This window comes from Enhygromyxa salina, assembly GCF_002994615.1.
GTDB classification, from domain to species: domain Bacteria; phylum Myxococcota_A; class Polyangia; order Nannocystales; family Nannocystaceae; genus Plesiocystis; species Plesiocystis salina_A.
This window is the reverse complement of the sequence record NZ_PVNK01000073.1, coordinates 18,601-33,658: the sequence shown is the minus strand read 5'-3', so window position 1 is coordinate 33,658 and position 15,058 is coordinate 18,601. Positions and strand designations below refer to the sequence as shown.

Annotated in this window: 15 protein-coding genes; 6 read left to right on the top strand and 9 right to left on the bottom strand. The window is 70.7% G+C overall.

What is annotated here, in order from left to right:
* Positions 1 to 123: 123 nt before the first annotated feature.
* The 7 genes from ENSA5_RS07135 to ENSA5_RS07105 all read right to left on the bottom strand — a co-directional run bounded on the left by ENSA5_RS07135 (position 124) and on the right by ENSA5_RS07105 (position 7,657).
* On the bottom strand, positions 124 to 1,128 hold the full coding sequence (locus tag ENSA5_RS07135) for a mechanosensitive ion channel family protein (RefSeq protein WP_258182773.1): 1,005 nt from the start codon (positions 1,126 to 1,128) through the stop codon (positions 124 to 126).
* 168 nt (positions 1,129 to 1,296) lie between these two features.
* The gene (locus tag ENSA5_RS07130; protein ID WP_181197465.1) at positions 1,297 to 2,196 is read right to left on the bottom strand and encodes a hypothetical protein; all 900 of its coding nucleotides are present in this window, start codon (positions 2,194 to 2,196) and stop codon (positions 1,297 to 1,299) included.
* 62 nt (positions 2,197 to 2,258) lie between these two features.
* Entirely contained in the window at positions 2,259 to 3,197 is a 939-nt protein-coding gene (locus tag ENSA5_RS07125) for an acyl-CoA dehydrogenase middle domain-containing protein (protein ID WP_146155416.1), read from the bottom strand.
* A gap of 9 nt (positions 3,198 to 3,206) precedes the next feature.
* The gene (locus ENSA5_RS07120) at positions 3,207 to 4,238 is read right to left on the bottom strand and encodes a hypothetical protein (RefSeq protein WP_146155415.1); all 1,032 of its coding nucleotides are present in this window, start codon (positions 4,236 to 4,238) and stop codon (positions 3,207 to 3,209) included.
* Between the two features lie 5 nt (positions 4,239 to 4,243).
* Positions 4,244 to 5,380: a DUF2169 family type VI secretion system accessory protein gene (locus tag ENSA5_RS07115; RefSeq protein ID WP_106390877.1), complete on the bottom strand. Its 1,137-nt coding sequence runs from the start codon at positions 5,378 to 5,380 to the stop codon at positions 4,244 to 4,246.
* Between the two features lie 2 nt (positions 5,381 to 5,382).
* On the bottom strand, positions 5,383 to 6,336 hold the full coding sequence (locus ENSA5_RS07110; RefSeq protein ID WP_146155414.1) for a hypothetical protein: 954 nt from the start codon (positions 6,334 to 6,336) through the stop codon (positions 5,383 to 5,385).
* 58 nt (positions 6,337 to 6,394) lie between these two features.
* On the bottom strand, positions 6,395 to 7,657 hold the full coding sequence (locus tag ENSA5_RS07105; RefSeq protein WP_106390875.1) for a hypothetical protein: 1,263 nt from the start codon (positions 7,655 to 7,657) through the stop codon (positions 6,395 to 6,397).
* A gap of 163 nt (positions 7,658 to 7,820) precedes the next feature.
* Here ENSA5_RS07105 and ENSA5_RS07100 point away from each other — a divergent pair, with 163 nt between their 5' ends.
* From ENSA5_RS07100 to ENSA5_RS07090, 3 genes are read left to right on the top strand one after another with little or no spacing between them, the layout of a single operon-like run.
* Positions 7,821 to 8,516, top strand: coding sequence for a hypothetical protein (locus ENSA5_RS07100; protein WP_106390874.1), 696 nt, complete (start codon positions 7,821 to 7,823; stop codon positions 8,514 to 8,516).
* A complete protein-coding gene (locus tag ENSA5_RS07095; protein ID WP_181197464.1) occupies positions 8,513 to 9,013 on the top strand; it encodes a nucleoside deaminase in 501 nt (166 codons plus the stop codon). Before ENSA5_RS07100 ends, ENSA5_RS07095 begins: the two co-directional genes overlap by 4 nt.
* A gap of 17 nt (positions 9,014 to 9,030) precedes the next feature.
* Positions 9,031 to 10,440, top strand: a complete 1,410-nt coding sequence (locus ENSA5_RS07090) for an NHL repeat-containing protein (RefSeq protein ID WP_146155413.1) — start codon at positions 9,031 to 9,033, stop codon at positions 10,438 to 10,440.
* Between the two features lie 83 nt (positions 10,441 to 10,523).
* On the opposite strand, the gene ENSA5_RS37180 is transcribed toward ENSA5_RS07090, so the two are convergent.
* Entirely contained in the window at positions 10,524 to 10,694 is a 171-nt protein-coding gene (locus ENSA5_RS37180) for a hypothetical protein (RefSeq protein ID WP_181197463.1), read from the bottom strand.
* A 45-nt stretch (positions 10,695 to 10,739) separates the two neighbouring features.
* Between ENSA5_RS37180 and ENSA5_RS07085 the strand changes: the two genes are divergently transcribed.
* The 3 genes from ENSA5_RS07085 to ENSA5_RS07070 all read left to right on the top strand — a co-directional run bounded on the left by ENSA5_RS07085 (position 10,740) and on the right by ENSA5_RS07070 (position 14,627).
* Complete coding sequence (locus tag ENSA5_RS07085; protein ID WP_106390871.1) at positions 10,740 to 11,708, top strand: hypothetical protein; 969 nt, start codon at positions 10,740 to 10,742, stop codon at positions 11,706 to 11,708.
* A gap of 505 nt (positions 11,709 to 12,213) precedes the next feature.
* Positions 12,214 to 12,645, top strand: a complete 432-nt coding sequence (locus ENSA5_RS07080) for a YchJ family protein (protein ID WP_106390870.1) — start codon at positions 12,214 to 12,216, stop codon at positions 12,643 to 12,645.
* Between the two features lie 32 nt (positions 12,646 to 12,677).
* Positions 12,678 to 14,627 carry a vWA domain-containing protein gene (locus tag ENSA5_RS07070; protein WP_146155412.1) on the top strand — a complete coding sequence of 650 codons (1,950 nt, stop codon included), beginning with the start codon at positions 12,678 to 12,680 and terminating at the stop codon, positions 14,625 to 14,627.
* Positions 14,628 to 14,650: 23 nt separating this feature from the next.
* Here ENSA5_RS07070 and ENSA5_RS07065 read toward each other — a convergent pair whose 3' ends face one another.
* On the bottom strand, positions 14,651 to 15,055 hold the full coding sequence (locus ENSA5_RS07065; protein ID WP_258182770.1) for a CBS domain-containing protein: 405 nt from the start codon (positions 15,053 to 15,055) through the stop codon (positions 14,651 to 14,653).
* Positions 15,056 to 15,058 lie beyond the last annotated feature (3 nt).

Sequence of the window (15,058 nt, the reverse complement as noted above, 5' to 3'; positions counted from 1 at the left end):
CGGAATTTTCGCCGAGGGCGCGAAGCCAAAACGCCGCTGTACCGGGCGTACTGCAAGTTTTGGCGACAAAGCCCTCGGCGAAAAGGCCAAGCGAGGCGGCGCGAGGCATTGCACCACGGGCTGCTAGGACTGCGTGCCCTCGGACAACGCGAGGTGCATCTCGTCGAAGCGGGTGCCGCCGCTCTCGTCGGCGCCGAAGTCGAGGGTCCGGATCGGAAAGGGGATCGTCAGACCTGCCTCGTCCATCGCCTGCTTGATCAGGATGATCGCGCGCGAGCGGGCCCGCAGGTACTCGCGCTGGTCGGCGCGCTCGAGCCAGACGCGGGCCTCGAAGTTGATCGAGCTCGCGCCAAACTCCGTGAACAGGACCTCGATCTCGCGGGTCGCGTCGCGCAGCTCGAGCTGCTCGAGACCCGCGCACACGGCCGCCTCGGTCCGCTCGAGATCGTCCCCGTAGGCCACGCCAACCGCGACGTCCACGCGCCGCTCCTCAGTCCGGGTGTAGTTGACGATCGTCTCGGTGAAGACCTCCTTGTTCGGGATGATCACGGTCAGACCGTCGAAGGTCCGCAGGGTCGTGACCCGGAGCTCGACCTCCTCCACCTCGCCGATGTGGCCCTGGAACTCGATGATGTCGCCCGGCCTGAACGGCCCATGAACGGCCAGGAAGGCGCCGGACATGAAGTTCGCCGCGATGTCCTTGAACGCGAAGCCGAGCGCGAGACCGACGACGCCGAGGCCCGCGAGCAGCGAGGTCACCGTGCGCTCGAGGTGCAAGAGGCTCAGCGCAGCGAACAGGCCAATCGCGATCACGCTGACGTGAATGATCGAGCCGAGCAGGCGCGCGAGCGCCTCATTGCTGATCAGGCGGTCGAGCGCTCGGGTTGCTCCGCGGCTGACGTAGCGGGCCAAGACGGCGCCAGCGAGGACGACGAGCACGGCGAGGACAAAATTCGGCGCCATCGAGACGGCGCCCTCGAGCCAGCCCTGGAGCTTGGCGCCGAGGGCATCGAGCGCTTTGATGAGCGAGTCGGGCATGCGCCAACCAGGCTGCAGCCTGCGTGCCAGCCACGGCGGGAGCGAGTCGCGCTCGGACCACGGCGCCCGGCCGCCGGAGCGTGGAGTCATGCCGAGGGTCCACCAGCGATGAAGCTGATCGACGGCGGCACGCTCGCCGGCTGGCTCCCCGGAGCCGCCACCACGCAACGATAGCGTTGACCGCTCGGGGGCTGGGCCCCGCGCAGAGCCCCCCAGGCGCCCCCAGCTTCGGGCTCACGTTCCCCCCGCGTGAGCGAGTCAATCGCAGGGTGTCTCGGCCTGGTCTGCGGCCTGCGCCGTGGCGTCGTCGACGTCCTCGCGGTAGAGGACGACACGGTCGAGCAACATGAAGTCGGCCCGGGCCGAGAGCTGCATCGTGTAGGCCCCCGGCGCCTCGAACTCGACGTAGATCTGGTGGGCGTCGTTGTCGCTGGTCTGGGTCGACCACTTCCAGCTCGTCGCGCCCGACGAGTAGACCTTCATCCACCCCTCACTGCTCGAGCCCGCCGCGCACGAGGCCGCGCTGACCTCCGCCAGGGCCTCGACGCCCGCGATGAAGCCCGCGTCTTCGCAGATCGGCTTGGGGTAGCGGCGAGTCTCGGGGTCGTCGCCCTTCTTGCCGTAGTAGTCGGCCGCGTCGGTGAAGCGCAGCCAGATGTCGTTGTGCTCGGTCGCGTCGGCGCCCATGCCGATCTGCGTGTGCCACTGGACACGGTAGCGACCCGGCTGGTCAACTCCGAGCGTGACCTCGAGCAGGCCGTTGCCCGGCTGGTTGTTGAAGCTCGGGCCTGACCAGTAGATGTAGCCCGAGCCGAAGTGACCCGGGATGTCGGCGGCGGTCTGCCAGTCTTCGATGATCGCGAGAGACTCGGCCTCGAACATCAGGACGCCGTTGGGGCCGACCTCGTAGTCGCACAGCAGGTCGCCGTCTCCGTCTCCGTCTCCGTCTCCGTCTCCGTCTCCGTCTCCGTCTCCGTCCCCGTCTCCGTCGCCATCCCCATCCCCGTCGCCATCGCCATCACCCTCACCGTCGCCGGTCTCTGTCGCTCCGAGCGTCTCGGTCGCGGGGTCCTCGGCGTCCGAGCACCCTCCAGCGAGGCCGAGGACGGCGCTCAAGAGGCAGATCGGGCCCATGGTCGGTAAACTGGTCTCGCGCATCGGGTTCGTCGCTCTTCGCCCATCCTACCAATCGACGCGAGCGAAGGTGACGAGATCGATGGCTACTGGGGGCGGTCGCGGGCGGCCTGCAAGCGCGCCGCCCGGGCCTGGCCCGCGACCTCGAGCAGGCGTCGGTCCCGAGCCCAGCGGACCCGATCCTCCTCCGCCAGCGCCTGCCAGGCGACCGAGCTCTCGAGCCGGACGATGTGCTCCTTGCTGGCCGCGAGCAGCCCCCCGAGCACCCGATGCACGGCGGGTGAGAGCGGGCTCGGCGAGGCCGCGACACAGGTCAGGCCCGCGATCAGACCCAGCCCCCGCTCGACGAACTCGTCCGGCCAGCCGACGTGGCGGCCGATCTTGGTCAGCCAGCCGAGGACCGCGAGGAACACGTGGGCGTCCTCGAGGGTGCGAAAGGGCTTGAGCACGCTCAGGTAGCCGTCGCCGGGTATGAGCTCCTCGGGCTCGACCCGGACCTCGCGCAGGCTCAGCGGGACGTGGGGCAGCTCGGGCACGAAGGTCGGGCTCACGGGCTGGCCAAAGCTGACGCCCTCGCGGGTGGGGGGGATCCGAGCGACGCGCAGGCGGTTGCGGCCCTGCTCGTCCTGGCCCGTGACCGCGACGACCAGCAGCTCGTCGGCGAGGTGGCCCAAGGTTGCGAAGCTCTTGTCCCCGGTGATCGAGCCCCCGCCCCCCTCGTCGAGGGTCAGCGTCGTCCGCAGCTTGCTCGGGTGCGCGCCCTCGGACTCGCTCGCGCACAGGGCCCGGCGGCGGGGCGCCTCGTCGGGGCCGATCAGCTGACGCAGCGCGGCCGCGTAGCCCGAGGCGAAGGCGTAGGCGAGGCGATCGGCCGCGAAGCCTCCGAGGACCGCCGCGGCCGCGGGCGAGGCCCCGTCGGTGACCTCGACGTGGGTCTGCCACCACGCGTCGACGTCGGCGATCGCGGGGGTGTTCGGGTCGCGGCGCAGCAGCGCCTCGAACGAGTCGGTCAAAGAGTCGCTCACCACGGGGTTCTAGCGCACGATCGCGACCCCACGCAGCTCTCCGTCGGACCGCAGCTGAAGCGCCCCGGTCGGACCCGCCGCGTACTCGCCCTCGATCGCCGCCGCCGTGGCGATCAAGGCCATCGGCCCGGCCGCGACCCCGATCTCGCCGGTCGACGCGGCCGGCCACAGCACCGGGAGCTGCTCGCGCTTGCTCGGGAACCCGCGGATCCGCGCGTGCGAGCTCTCCCAGGCGTCGTAGCGCTCCCCGTTAAAATTCCCGGCCACGAACGCGATCTCGGCTTCGGGGATGTCGGCGTCTTGCGTCGCGGCCTCGAGCGCGGCGCTGAAGGCCTCGCCGACGGAGTACTCGGTCCCGCGCACGGTGTTGCGCTCGTAGCCCAGCCCGATCCCCCGCACGGCGAGCGCGGCCCGCTCGCGCTCCGGGTCCGGCGTGGGCCGGCCAACCATGACGAAGGCGGCGCCCTCGCCCGGGACCAGGCCCTGAGGTTGCGTCGGGCCGAGCAAGCGCCCGCCGCGGGCGAGCTCGTCGAGGTCCACCTTGCGCAGCAGCGAGTCGGCCCCACCGATCACACAGCGGGCGACGGCGCCCGCGTCGAGGAGCTCGCGCGCGCGCCCGAGGGCCTCGACGCAGCCCGCGGCCCCGCTGCGAAGCACCCGCGAGCCCGGGGCGAAGTGATGGCCAACCACCGCCTCGAGTCGCGCGAGCAATTCGTCGTCGCCGACGCCCGCACACAGCGGATGGCCGCGGTGGTCCTCGGGCACCAGCCACAGCAGCGCGGTCTCGGCGGGGCTCGGCGCGCACTCGTGCAGCGCCCGCGCGGCGAGGTTGAGCAGCCACTGGGCATCGTCGGCGCGCAGGCGCGGATCCGCCGACACGCGCGCGCCGATCTGCGGCTCCTCATCGTCGAGGATCTCGGCCTCGATCGGGACGAAGCGCCGAATGCCCGCCCGGATCGCGGCGCAGGTCTGCGGCGCCGTGAGGCCGACCGAGCTCACCGCTCCGGAGCCCAGGATCTCGAGTGAAGTGTCGTTGACCATGGTGCTCACCAAAAGCAGGGCCGGCGGGGCTCGGCGCCGCCCTCGGCGCGCAGATCGATGTAGTGCTTGCCGCTGACCCGCGCGCGCAACCACCCCGGCTTGACGTGGCCAACGACGATCTCCTCGAGCCGCCCGAGCCTGCGCTCGACCGGCACCGCCACGCGCCCGGTCAAGGTCACCCGCCGGGTCGCGGGCTCGATCTCGATCGTGTCGATCCGCAGCGGCCCGCGCTCGAGGCGATCTTCGTGGATCAGCTGCACGGGGACGTCGAGGTGCGGGAGACGAAACAGCCACTCGCCCTCGGGGGTGAGGTTGACCAGGCGGACGGGCTCGCCCCCGGCGAAGCGCTCGAGCTGTTGATCGGCGGCCGCCGACTGGTTGCAGGCCGGGTCGTAGTCGCGCGGGACCAGGGGCCAGCGCCGGCGCTTCCAGCCCTCGTCGTAGGTCCCCGCCAGCGCCCGCCGAGGCAGCCACGCCCGCGACACGACGCCGAGGCCCGCCGGGACGCAGTCGCTGTCGCGGCGAGTCATCGTCGCGCCCGGCTCCTCGACGTTGGGCAGCTCGGCGAGGATCTCGGCGTCGGCCGAGCGGGCCCCGAGCCAGCCGATCCCGAGCGGGTTGCGCTCGTCGATCTCGCCCTTGGATCGGGTCCCGCCGTAGGCCCGCTCCCACCCGAGGGCCATCTCGGTGAAGGGCAGCGGGTCGCTCGGCGCGTCGTCGATGAAGACCCGGTCGCCGGTCACGAGCAGGCTCTTGATGAGCTGGGCCTGGGCGGCGTCGTGGGCCGCGGTGTCGCTGCCGACGCCGTCGGGGTGACCGACGTGGAGCTCGACGAAGAGCTTGTCGATCGGCCGTCCCCGCGGCGCGTAGGCGCGGGCGCCGACGACCAACACGTCGACCCTGGGCTTGTGCAGCGCGAGGTCGGCGTCGGCGAGCGGGCTGCCGAGCGCAGGGTCACCGATGAATTCGTCGCGCACGCGGATCTCGGCCTGGTCTGCGGCCAAGCGGGCGCTGCCCTCGTCGTCGATCTCGAAGGTGGCCTTGACCACGATCAGCACGGCCTCGCCGCCCACGCCGTTTGGGGTCAACAGGTGCAGGACCTCGAAGGGCGTGTGGTTGTCGAGCCGTGCGAGCAGCGACATCGTCAGACCCACCTTCCCGCGCGGTCGAGGCCGACCGGCCAGTAGGGCATCGCGGTGAGGGCCGCGACCCAGCTGCCGTGGCGACCATCTTGGAGCCAGCCCAGGAGCAGCTGCTCGGGCGCGACGTGCTGGGCGGCGTCGATCAGCGCGCCGTTGATCTCGTGACACAGCGCCCAGTAGGCCTGGATCACGCCGATCACCGCCGGGTGACCGGCCGGGCCGACGGCGTGGCTCGCGTAGGCGTCGTCGCGGGCTTGCTCGGCGCTCATGCCCCGGACCTCGCGCTCGCTGCGTTCGTTCGCCCACCAGCGCTCGGCCTCGTGCAGGGCCTCCTCGAGCTCGCGCTTGTAGGAGTCGTGCGCGAGTCGATGGACCTCGCTCGCGTCGTCGAGCGACAAATTCGTGTACGCGCTCGGGCGCAGATCGAAGCCGGCTCCGAGCAGGCGATCGACCCCGCGCTGGACCCCGTGCCGACCCTCGAAGCCAAACGCGTGCGCGCGTCGGGGGTCACGCTCGACGACCTCGAGGCTGCGCATCGTCGGCCGGGGATCGGGCGCGACCCCGACCGGCGACATCAGCAGGTAGATCATCTTGGCGTAGAGCGCTTTGGCCTCGACCTGGAGGCGATCGATGAGCAGGCGCTCGGGCGCAGGCGGGATCAGGGTCTCGGGCTCGGGCTCGACCTCGCTGCCCCAGGCCTCGTCGTCGTCGAAGCGCGGCGCCGGGCCTCGCGGCGGGGCAGCGCGCAGGGCTGAGAGGCGATGGTGATAGTCGCGGTAGATCGCCAGGATCCGCGGGTGCGAGGCCACGCCCGCCGGCCAGCGCAGCTTCAGGGCCCGGCGCCCATGGCTGGCTCGAAGGCGCGCCCACCACGGCGCGATCTGATCGAAGGCCGCGCCGAGCTCCGCCACGTAGGCGCCGTACAGCTCCGAGACCTCTCGCTCCAATTCCGCCATCGGGCGAGCGATCCTAACCCCGCGAGGGCGTGCGTGTCGACGCTTGGTCGAGACGCGGCTACGAGCCCTCGCCGCCGGGAGCTTTGTCGCCCAGGCGGCCCATCAGCCGCAGGAGCTCGGCCTGGTGGACCATCTCGGTCTCCGGGTCGTCCCCGTCGAGGTCGTCGTCGTCGTCGTCGTCGTCGTCGTCGTCGAGCGGGGCCCCGACGAAGCCGACGTAGCCCGCGGATACGGGGTGTGGCTGGACCTGCGGCGCGTCCGCTTCAACCACGGGCTCCTTGGGCGGCGCGGGCCGGACCGGTGTCCGCGGTGGCGGGGTCGCGACTCGACGACTCGCGGGCAGCCGCGAGGGGGGTGTCTTCTTGGGTGTCGCGGGCGCGCTGGCGCGCGGGCTCGGAGCCGGGGGCGTGGCGACGGGCGGAGGCGGAGTTGGAGTTGGAGGCTTCGCGGCGGGTGGTGTTGGAGCCTGCGGCGTGGCAGCGGGTCGCGCGGGGGCGGGACGCGCGGGAGCGCGCGCGACCGGGGCCCGCGGCGGTGCCGGGCTCGGGCTCGGCGGCGCGACGGGGATACGGTGGACCGGGGGGCGGTCCAAATGCTGGTGACGCGGCGGCGCGACGGCGAAGCCATCGTCGAGTGCGTGCCCCTCGTCCGGCTCGTCGGCGGCGGCACGCGACACCCCATCGAGGACCGCTCCCTCGGCCAGCACGACCGTCTCCTCGACCCGCGGCGTCGGAGCGGACTCGACCACGGTCCGCGCGTCGCTCGGCTCCGAGGGCTGAGCACCGTACAGCTCCTCCGAGCTGAGAAACTCGGTCGCAAGCTCGGGCTCTTCGTCGGCGTCGTCGTCATCGTCGTCGACGCCGCCCCCGGCCGCGAACAGCTCCTCCTCGGTCATGAACGCGGTCTTGGGCTCGGCCTCGTCCGGGAACAGCTCGTCGGCCGACAAGAACTCCGTCTGGACCTCGCCGGGGTCGAGCTCGTGAGTCGGCTCGGTCAGGATCTGAGTGCGCGGCGATCCCGAGCTGCCCGAGCTCATGATCTGCGTGTCTTGATGCGCCGACTCGGTCAGCATCTGCGTCGGCGGACTGCCCGATCCGGTCGCGCCAAACAGCTCGGCCTCCGACATGAACTGCGTGCGGGGCTCGTCGGCCTCGCCGAAGTCGTCGGCTGACGCAGGGAGCCCTTGCTGCTGCCCGCCCGTGAGCGGCGGTCGACGCCCGCGTCGGCGCGCCTGACTTCGCGTCCACAGCGACCACGCGATCAACAGGCACGACGCCGCCCCGAGCAAGCTGGCGCCGACGATGACATAGGTGCCAAGCATCCACTTCCCGGTTAGACCCCAGGACCCTCCCCCGTCAACTGAGCTGCGCGCGGGTCCGGGGCCCTGGGGTGCTCTGATCCTTTGGACAGGTCCCCGGACCGCGCGTACGGTTGACAGCCGCGCGCAAGCCGAGCATGCCGAGCCCAGCGCCGACCAAGGGACCATGACCGACAACCTCCTGAACCCGGGGCTGCCGCCACCGGACTCCGAGGACCACGAGTCCATGCCGCTCGCTACCCTCCTGATGCTCGGCGGTCTCGTCGTGGCGGCGCTCGGCTTTACGGTGTTCGGGATCGGCTTCGGCCTCGGCTGGTGGTCCGACGCGGCCGCGCCCGAAGACGATCTGGCCGCCGCCGAGACCGCAGGCGCAGTCGAGCCCGCCCCGACGGCGCCCGAGCCCGACCCGATCGCCGCGCTCCCGGGCGCCGAGCTCACCCCCGGGCTCGACCCCAACGCGGCGGCGGTCGAGCACGAGCCCGTTGACGGCCCCTTGCCCGGCGCCGAACCAGTCCCCGAGATCGAGCCCGCGGGCGGAGCTCGGACAGGCGGCGGCTCGGCAGGCGGTGGGTCCGGAGGCGGAGGAGCCAAGGGAGGCGGCGGCAAGTGGACGGGCCAACGCGTGAGCGTGACCCTGGTCCTCAAGCACTACGATCACGTGGAGGTCGAGCTCGGCGGCAAGGTGTTCTCGCTCGACGGTGACAAGACGGTCAAGATCCGCCCAGGCGGGTATCGGATCCAGCTACGCAAGCGCGCCGACGCGCCCTGGAAGCCCGCCGGTCTCGTCGACATCGCGGCGGGCTCGAGCTACCGGGTGACCCTGCTCGATCCCCCCTTCGCCAAGCTCGAGACCCTGCCGTGACGCCAGCCTCCCCGACCGACCGCCAGCTCCTCGCCCGCGCCGTCGAACTCGCCCTCGCCAACGAAGCTCGCGGCGGGCTCCCGGTCGGAGCCCTGGTCGCCCTCGACGGGCGGGTGATCGCCGAGGGTGCGTCGGAGGTCCCCGGGCCGCCCTACCACCCGGGCCGCCACGCCGAGATGCAGGCGCTCGCGCAAGTCGAGCTCGGGCTGTGGCCACGCGCCGCCGAGATGACCGTGGTCACGACCCTCGAGCCCTGCCTGATGTGCTTCGGTGCCTGCCTGCTCCACGGGATCGGGCGCATCGTGTTTGGGGCCCGCGACGAACGCGGGGGTGCGCGCTTCATCCGACCTCACCTGCCGCCCTACTATCGGACAGGCACTGGCCAGATCGGTGGCCCGGCGTGGATCGGGCCGCTCGATCCGCGCACCTGCGACCCGCTGTATCAGCGCACCGACGAGGTGTTTGCGAAGCTGCCCTGTGGCATCGAAGGCTCGTGATAGTTTGGGAGTCAACCATGTTGACGACGCGATCTTCTAACTTGGGCCTTGCGACGATCCTGTGTGTGTTCGGCTGCAGTGAAGGCCAACAAAGTGACAGCGACACCGCGCTCACGAGTCCGGGCGAGACCGGCATCACGACCAACGGCGACGGCGATGGCGACGCGGGCGACGGTGACTCGGGTGACGGCGACGGTGACTCGGGCGACGGCGACGGCGACCCCGGCGACGGCGACTCGGGCGACGGCGACGGCGACGGCGACGGCGACGGCGTGAAGTTCGACATGGCCGCGCTCCCCGACGCCGACGACGGCGGCGGCTGCATGGGCATGGGCATGGGCGGCGAGGACGTCGAGTTCTCGTACATCTGGGTCGCCAACAGCTCCGAGGGCACGCTGACCAAGCTCAACACCCAGACCATGGAGGAAGAGGGCCGCTACATCACGCGCCCCGACCACGCGGGCCGCCCGTCGCGGACCTCTGTCAACCTCTCGGGCGACGTCGCCGTGGCCAACCGCGACGGCGGGGTCAGCAAGTTCCTCGCCCGCGCCGAGGGCTGCGAGGAGCAAAACGGCATGCCCGACATCCAGACCTCGACGGGCAAGAACGACGTCTTGAACTGGGACATCGAGGAGTGCCGGGCCTGGTACACGGAATTCGCCGGCCCGAACCTCGCCAACCGTCCGGTCGCGTGGACGGCGGGCGTGTTCGATCAGGGCACCTGCACCTGGCAAAACCAAAAAGTCTGGACTCAGACCGCGCTGCTCGGGCAGGCGGGCTCCATGGAGATCCACCGCCTCAACGGCGACACCGGCGAGATCGAGGACACCGTCCCGGCCCCGGGCGTCGACCTCGGCTCCTGGGGGGCCTACGGCGGGGCCGTCGACGGCGACGACAACCTGTGGTTCTCGACCCACGGCAGCGGCAGCCCGCCCACGCTCAGCCGCGTCGACTACGACACCCTGGTCGTCACGACCTGGCCCGTGCCCAACGGCCTGTCGCCCTACGGCATGACCTTCGACAGCGAGGGCCACGCGTGGGTCGCCGGCTACTCCGGCGGCACCGCCCGCTTCACCCCCGAGGACGAGACCTGGGACGTCGTCGACATCACCGGCCTCGGCATGCAGGCCGACGGCGACGGCCGGGTCTGGGTCGGCAACTACGGCGGCATGGGCTCGGGCGTGACCGCGATCGACGTCAACACCCTCGAGATCCTCGACTTCATCGCGCTGCCCAACGCTGGGGTGACCAAGGGCGTGAGCATCGACTTTTACGGCTACGTGTGGGTCGTCAACATGGCCAGCAGCGCGTATCGGATCGATCCAGACACGCACATGTTCGAGTCCTACGACGGGCTCAACGGGGCCTACACCTACTCGGACATGACCGGCGCGGGGCTCAAGAACGTCGCCTTCCCGCAGGGCTAGCACCCCGGGCTGCTAGGCAGCCCGACGCACTGGGCGAGCGCGGACCTTGGCCGCCGGTCTCGTGACGCGTTGTACTCTCATGCTCACTCGAAGGACTCGGTGCCGAGGTCGCGCAGCCCGCCTTCGGCGAGCGGGCCCATCACCTTCGCCAACAGCGCCTGGTTCCACAGAAGCGACTTGGCCGGCCAGGTGCACAGATCGACCAAGATTCTCTCATCGAGGCAGGTCGGACGCATCGCGCGTCGGGTCATCATGGGGATCGTATACATCTGACGGGAGCACCGATGCCTTGGCTGAGCATGTCTGCGAACCGCGGTCGATACCCCCGGGAGGACGACGAGCTTCCGATCGACCCGGAGAACGTCGTCTTCCTTGCCGAGGAGATGCGGGTCTGCTGGGTCCGTGCCAAGCTCGCGGAGCTCGAGCGCCTGCACCTCACCACAGGACAGAGCCGTGAGGTCCTGAAGATGTGGATCTCGCGGGACAAGGCCGCATGTCCCTACACCCTGGTCGCGACATGGGCCACGTTTGCGGTAGGTGATCTCCTGTTTCCCCGAGCCCTTCCCCCGTTGCCGACCCTCGAGGGCTGCGCAGGGGCCGACGCCCTCACACAGGCCAACCTCGCGCTCCTGTCAGACTCCAGCTCACGCGCCTCGACGGGCTCGTCGAGGCCGGGCCATCTCTACAGGATCAAGTCGCTGGAGAAGGCCCTGGCGACCCGACACCTCGATGCCGCCTTGGACCTGACCACGACTCCAGACCACCCCCTCGCAGCGGGCGTTCTGGCGCGCGCATGGGCTCCCCTCGTGCTGTCCTGGTGCCGGCGGCACCCGGAGGAGCCCGTCTGGGAGGTCGCCAGCCTCGGAGCACGACGGCCCGGAGGCAAGCTCGTCTGGGACCGACGGACGCCGCCGCCGAGCCTCGACCACGACCCAGCCGAGCCCCGCGGTTTCGACGCAATCGTGGTCTCCGACTCCGCGGTCGACGTCTACTACTACCTGGGTGTGAACTGGCGATCCGACCTCTCGTTCGACAACGGCGACGGCGCGTTCGGTTTCCTCGAACATGTGGAAGCCGACTGGCAACAGGCCCTCCCCTCGTTGGACGCTGAGACCCTCGAGGCCATCCAAGGCGCCCGGGACCGCGGCAACCTCACCCACTGGGTCGTCCATGACAGCAAGCGGGCGAAGTCCTCCGCTGAGGCCACCGCCGCCGCAGCGGCCCACTTCGGACTCAAACTTCGATCCGCTGACCTGATGAAGGCCTGAGGGTTCGAGCGCGACGGGCTCCGCGTGATGTGGCCCCTGCGGTGCAGCGGCCTGCTACGGTAGAACGACCGCAGGTCTCGTGTACACGCCTAACTTTGAGCAGGCCGATTTGTACCTCAGTTGGTCCGTCGACGAGACAGCAGACCCCGCGCTGCGTGGTCACGCCTACGTATTCGCCGAGCCCAGTATGGCATCCGCACGGCTCGCAACGGCGAGAGCCTTGCAATCTGCGCGGCGCGGCCGGGTCACACGCCGGACGTCCGCACCTGCCTGAGCCCGTCCTCGCCCAGACCAAGGGCGAGCGGCGTAGGCGAAACTGGCGACGGTCAGCGCCAACGCGCTCGCAACGGTCAGGATCATGCCTTGCGAGACTATCGGACGGATCGCGGGCTGAAGTAGGATGCGCGAGTGAGAGCCGCCGAGCCCTGCGGAGTCTTCAGCCTCGTTCTCCGCGTCCACAACGGCGCCAACGGTCGCTCGACCTGCCGACGGGAGAGCTGAGCTCGTGCGCTCGCCCAACGCCCCGTGCCCGTGTGGATCGGGTCGCAAGTTCAAGCGCTGCTGTCGGCGCCTCCACCAGGGCACGCCCGCGGCCGATCCCGAGGCGCTGATGCGCTCACGCTACAGCGCCTACGCGGTCGGGGCGGTCGAGTACCTCCTCGACACCACCGACCCCGAGGGGCCGCAGCATCGGGACGATCGCGCGGCCTGGGCCGAGGAGATCCGGCGCTTCTCGACGCTGACGCGCTTCCAGAAGCTCGAGGTCCGCGAGGTCGGGCCGATCGTCGACGACCGCGCCGAGGTCCTGTTCTTCGCCAAGCTGTCGCGCGAGGGTCAGGACGTGTCCTTCGCCGAGCGCAGCGTGTTTGTGCGCCGTGATGGCCGCTGGTTCTACGTCTCGGGTGAGCACGTCGCGCCCGACCACGCGGGTCCGTGATCGATCCACCAAGGTCGTGGCACTCCCCGGCCATGACCCGACTCGCCTCCCCGGACTTCGTGCTCCTGTCCTTCGCCTGCCTGAGCCTGGCCACGCTCGCAGGCTGCGGACAGGCGGCGGCGCCCGTGGCCAACGGACCGCTCGTCGGTGGCGACGCCGAGTGGCCCGAGGCGCCGATCCCTCAGCCCGGGGGCAACGGAGAGCCCGGCGACGACGACAGCGGTGGCGACGGTGATCCCGGCGGCGACACGGGCGACGGCGGCGACGGCGACGGCGACGAGTGGGGCGATCCCGGCGACGGCGACGGCGACGGCGGCGACGGCGACGGCGACACCGGAGACGGCGACGGCGACACCCTCTACGACTGCCTCGAGCCCGACGATCCCGACGGCTGCGGCGTCGAGCCCAACATCTGCGAGGCCTTCCCGTGGACCGAGGGCCTCGGCGAGCCCCCGCCGATGAGCCCGGCCTGCTGCATCGACGAGGACTGCGCGTGCATGGACGGTCTGTGCGAGAACGCGGCGTGCACGGCCGACGGCTGGTGCGACTGCAACTGCCAGCTCGGCGAGGATCCCGACTGCGAGGTCGACAGCTGCGCGATGCCGGCCCCGGCCGACGAAGAGGCCGCGGCCTGCCCCGACACCAAGGACCCGGTCGTGCTCTACATGAGCAACGACGACAGCAATTCCCAGGCCTCGCCCGCGTTCGTGCGCCGGCTCGTGTCCGAGGGCAGCGTGGTCCCGGCCAGCCGCGTGCGCGTGTACGAGTTCCTCAACTACTACGATCTCAGCTACGACAACCCCACGGCCGACCCGGTCGACGTCGGCATCCAGATGCGTCGGACCGACCCCGACACCGGCGAGTTCACCCTCCTGCTCTACGCCCAGGGCCAGGCGCTCAGCCCGACCGACCGCCCCGCCTTCAACCTCGTCTACACCCTCGACATGTCGGGCTCGATGAGCGGCGAGCCGATCGAGCTGCTGATCGACACGGTCACCGCGACCGCCGGCCAGCTCCGCGCGGGCGACAAGATCTCGCTGCTGGGCTGGGACACCGAGCAGTCGATCCTGCTCGACGGCTACGAGGTCGAGGGCCCCAACGATCCGGGGCTGATGGCCGCGATCGCTCAGATCGACGCCAGCGGCGGCACCAACCTCCACGACGGGCTCGTGACCGGCTACGAGCTCGCCAACGAGCACTACATCAAGGGCGGCATCAACCGCGTGTTCCTCGTCAGCGACGGGGGCGCCAACGCTGGCATCACCGACATCGATCTGATCGCGGCCGAGGCCAGCGACTCCGACGGCGAGGGCATCTACCTCATCGGCGTCGGCGTCAGCGAGGCCAGCGGCTACCACGACGACCTGATGAACGACGTGACCGACGCGGGCAAGGGCGCGTACATCTTCGTCGACAGCGAGAAGGAGGCCGAGCGCATGTTCGGCGATCCCGAGCGCTTCCTGGCCAACACCACCGTCGCCGCGCGCAACGTCCAGATGGAGCTGACGATGCCCTGGTACTTCGGCATCAAGGAATTCCACGGCGAGGAGTACAGCGCCGACCCGGCCGAGGTCGAGCCCCAGCACCTCGCGGCCAACGACGCGATGAGCTTCCACCAGATCATCCAGACCTGCGATCCCGACGCGCCCCAGCAGCTCGACACGATCAAGGCCAAGGCCACGTACCTGCACCCGGACACCTTCGAGCCGATGAGCGACGAGTACGTCGTGACCCTCGGCGAGGTCGTCAACGCCGACGCCTCGCAGCTCTACAAGGGCGACGTCGTCGTCAACTTCGCCAAGGCCTTCATTGCGATCTCGGCGATGATCGACGCCCAGCAATACGAAGACGCGATCGGCACCGCCAACGCGATGAGCGCGTGGCTGCAGGAGGCCGCCGAGGCCCTCGACGACGCCGAGGTCGTCGAGATGGTCGAGATCATGAGCGACTACGAGGCGGTGCTCCAGGGCCAGTTCGGCTGAGCCCGCTCCGCGCCCCCCCCCGGTCAGGCGCTGTACCGGGCCAAGGCCCGGAGCGCGTCGGTCGTCGTGAACACGCCGACGACCTCGTCGCTGCCCTCACGGTCGACGACGATCGCGGTCCCGAGCCGGCGCTCGGCCATGACCTGCGCGACCTTGGTCAGCGGCGTGTCAGGACCGACCGTCCACGGCTCCTCGCTCATGGCCTCTTCGACCTTGACGTGGGCGATGTCGACGCCCGGCAGCGACTCGACCATCGCGATGTCGCGGCTGCTGACGACCCCGACGAGGTGCCCGCCGTGGAGGACCGGGAGGTGGCGGACGTCGTGGTGGTGCATGCGCTCGCGCGCGAACGCGAGCGTCTGATCGTCGCCGATCGTGTAGGGCTGCGAGGTCATCCACGCGGCGATGGTTTGCTTGCTGTCGGTCATCGC

Excerpts from the sequence above, each read along its gene's own strand:
- ENSA5_RS07115 (WP_106390877.1), bottom strand. The coding sequence starts at position 5,380 with ATGTCGCTGCTCGCACGGCTCGACAACCACACGCCCTTCGAGGTCCTG.
- ENSA5_RS07105 (WP_106390875.1), bottom strand. The coding sequence starts at position 7,657 with ATGCTTGGCACCTATGTCATCGTCGGCGCCAGCTTGCTCGGGGCGGCG.
- ENSA5_RS37180 (WP_181197463.1), bottom strand. The coding sequence starts at position 10,694 with ATGATGACCCGACGCGCGATGCGTCCGACCTGCCTCGATGAGAGAATC.
- ENSA5_RS07135 (WP_258182773.1), bottom strand. The coding sequence starts at position 1,128 with ATGACTCCACGCTCCGGCGGCCGGGCGCCGTGGTCCGAGCGCGACTCG.
- ENSA5_RS07130 (WP_181197465.1), bottom strand. The coding sequence starts at position 2,196 with ATGCGCGAGACCAGTTTACCGACCATGGGCCCGATCTGCCTCTTGAGC.
- ENSA5_RS07065 (WP_258182770.1), bottom strand. The coding sequence starts at position 15,055 with ATGACCGACAGCAAGCAAACCATCGCCGCGTGGATGACCTCGCAGCCC.
- ENSA5_RS07100 (WP_106390874.1), top strand. The coding sequence starts at position 7,821 with ATGACCGACAACCTCCTGAACCCGGGGCTGCCGCCACCGGACTCCGAG.
- ENSA5_RS07110 (WP_146155414.1), bottom strand. The coding sequence starts at position 6,336 with ATGGCGGAATTGGAGCGAGAGGTCTCGGAGCTGTACGGCGCCTACGTG.
- ENSA5_RS07090 (WP_146155413.1), top strand. The coding sequence starts at position 9,031 with ATGTTGACGACGCGATCTTCTAACTTGGGCCTTGCGACGATCCTGTGT.
- ENSA5_RS07120 (WP_146155415.1), bottom strand. The coding sequence starts at position 4,238 with ATGGTCAACGACACTTCACTCGAGATCCTGGGCTCCGGAGCGGTGAGC.
- ENSA5_RS07070 (WP_146155412.1), top strand. The coding sequence starts at position 12,678 with ATGACCCGACTCGCCTCCCCGGACTTCGTGCTCCTGTCCTTCGCCTGC.
- ENSA5_RS07085 (WP_106390871.1), top strand. The coding sequence starts at position 10,740 with ATGTCTGCGAACCGCGGTCGATACCCCCGGGAGGACGACGAGCTTCCG.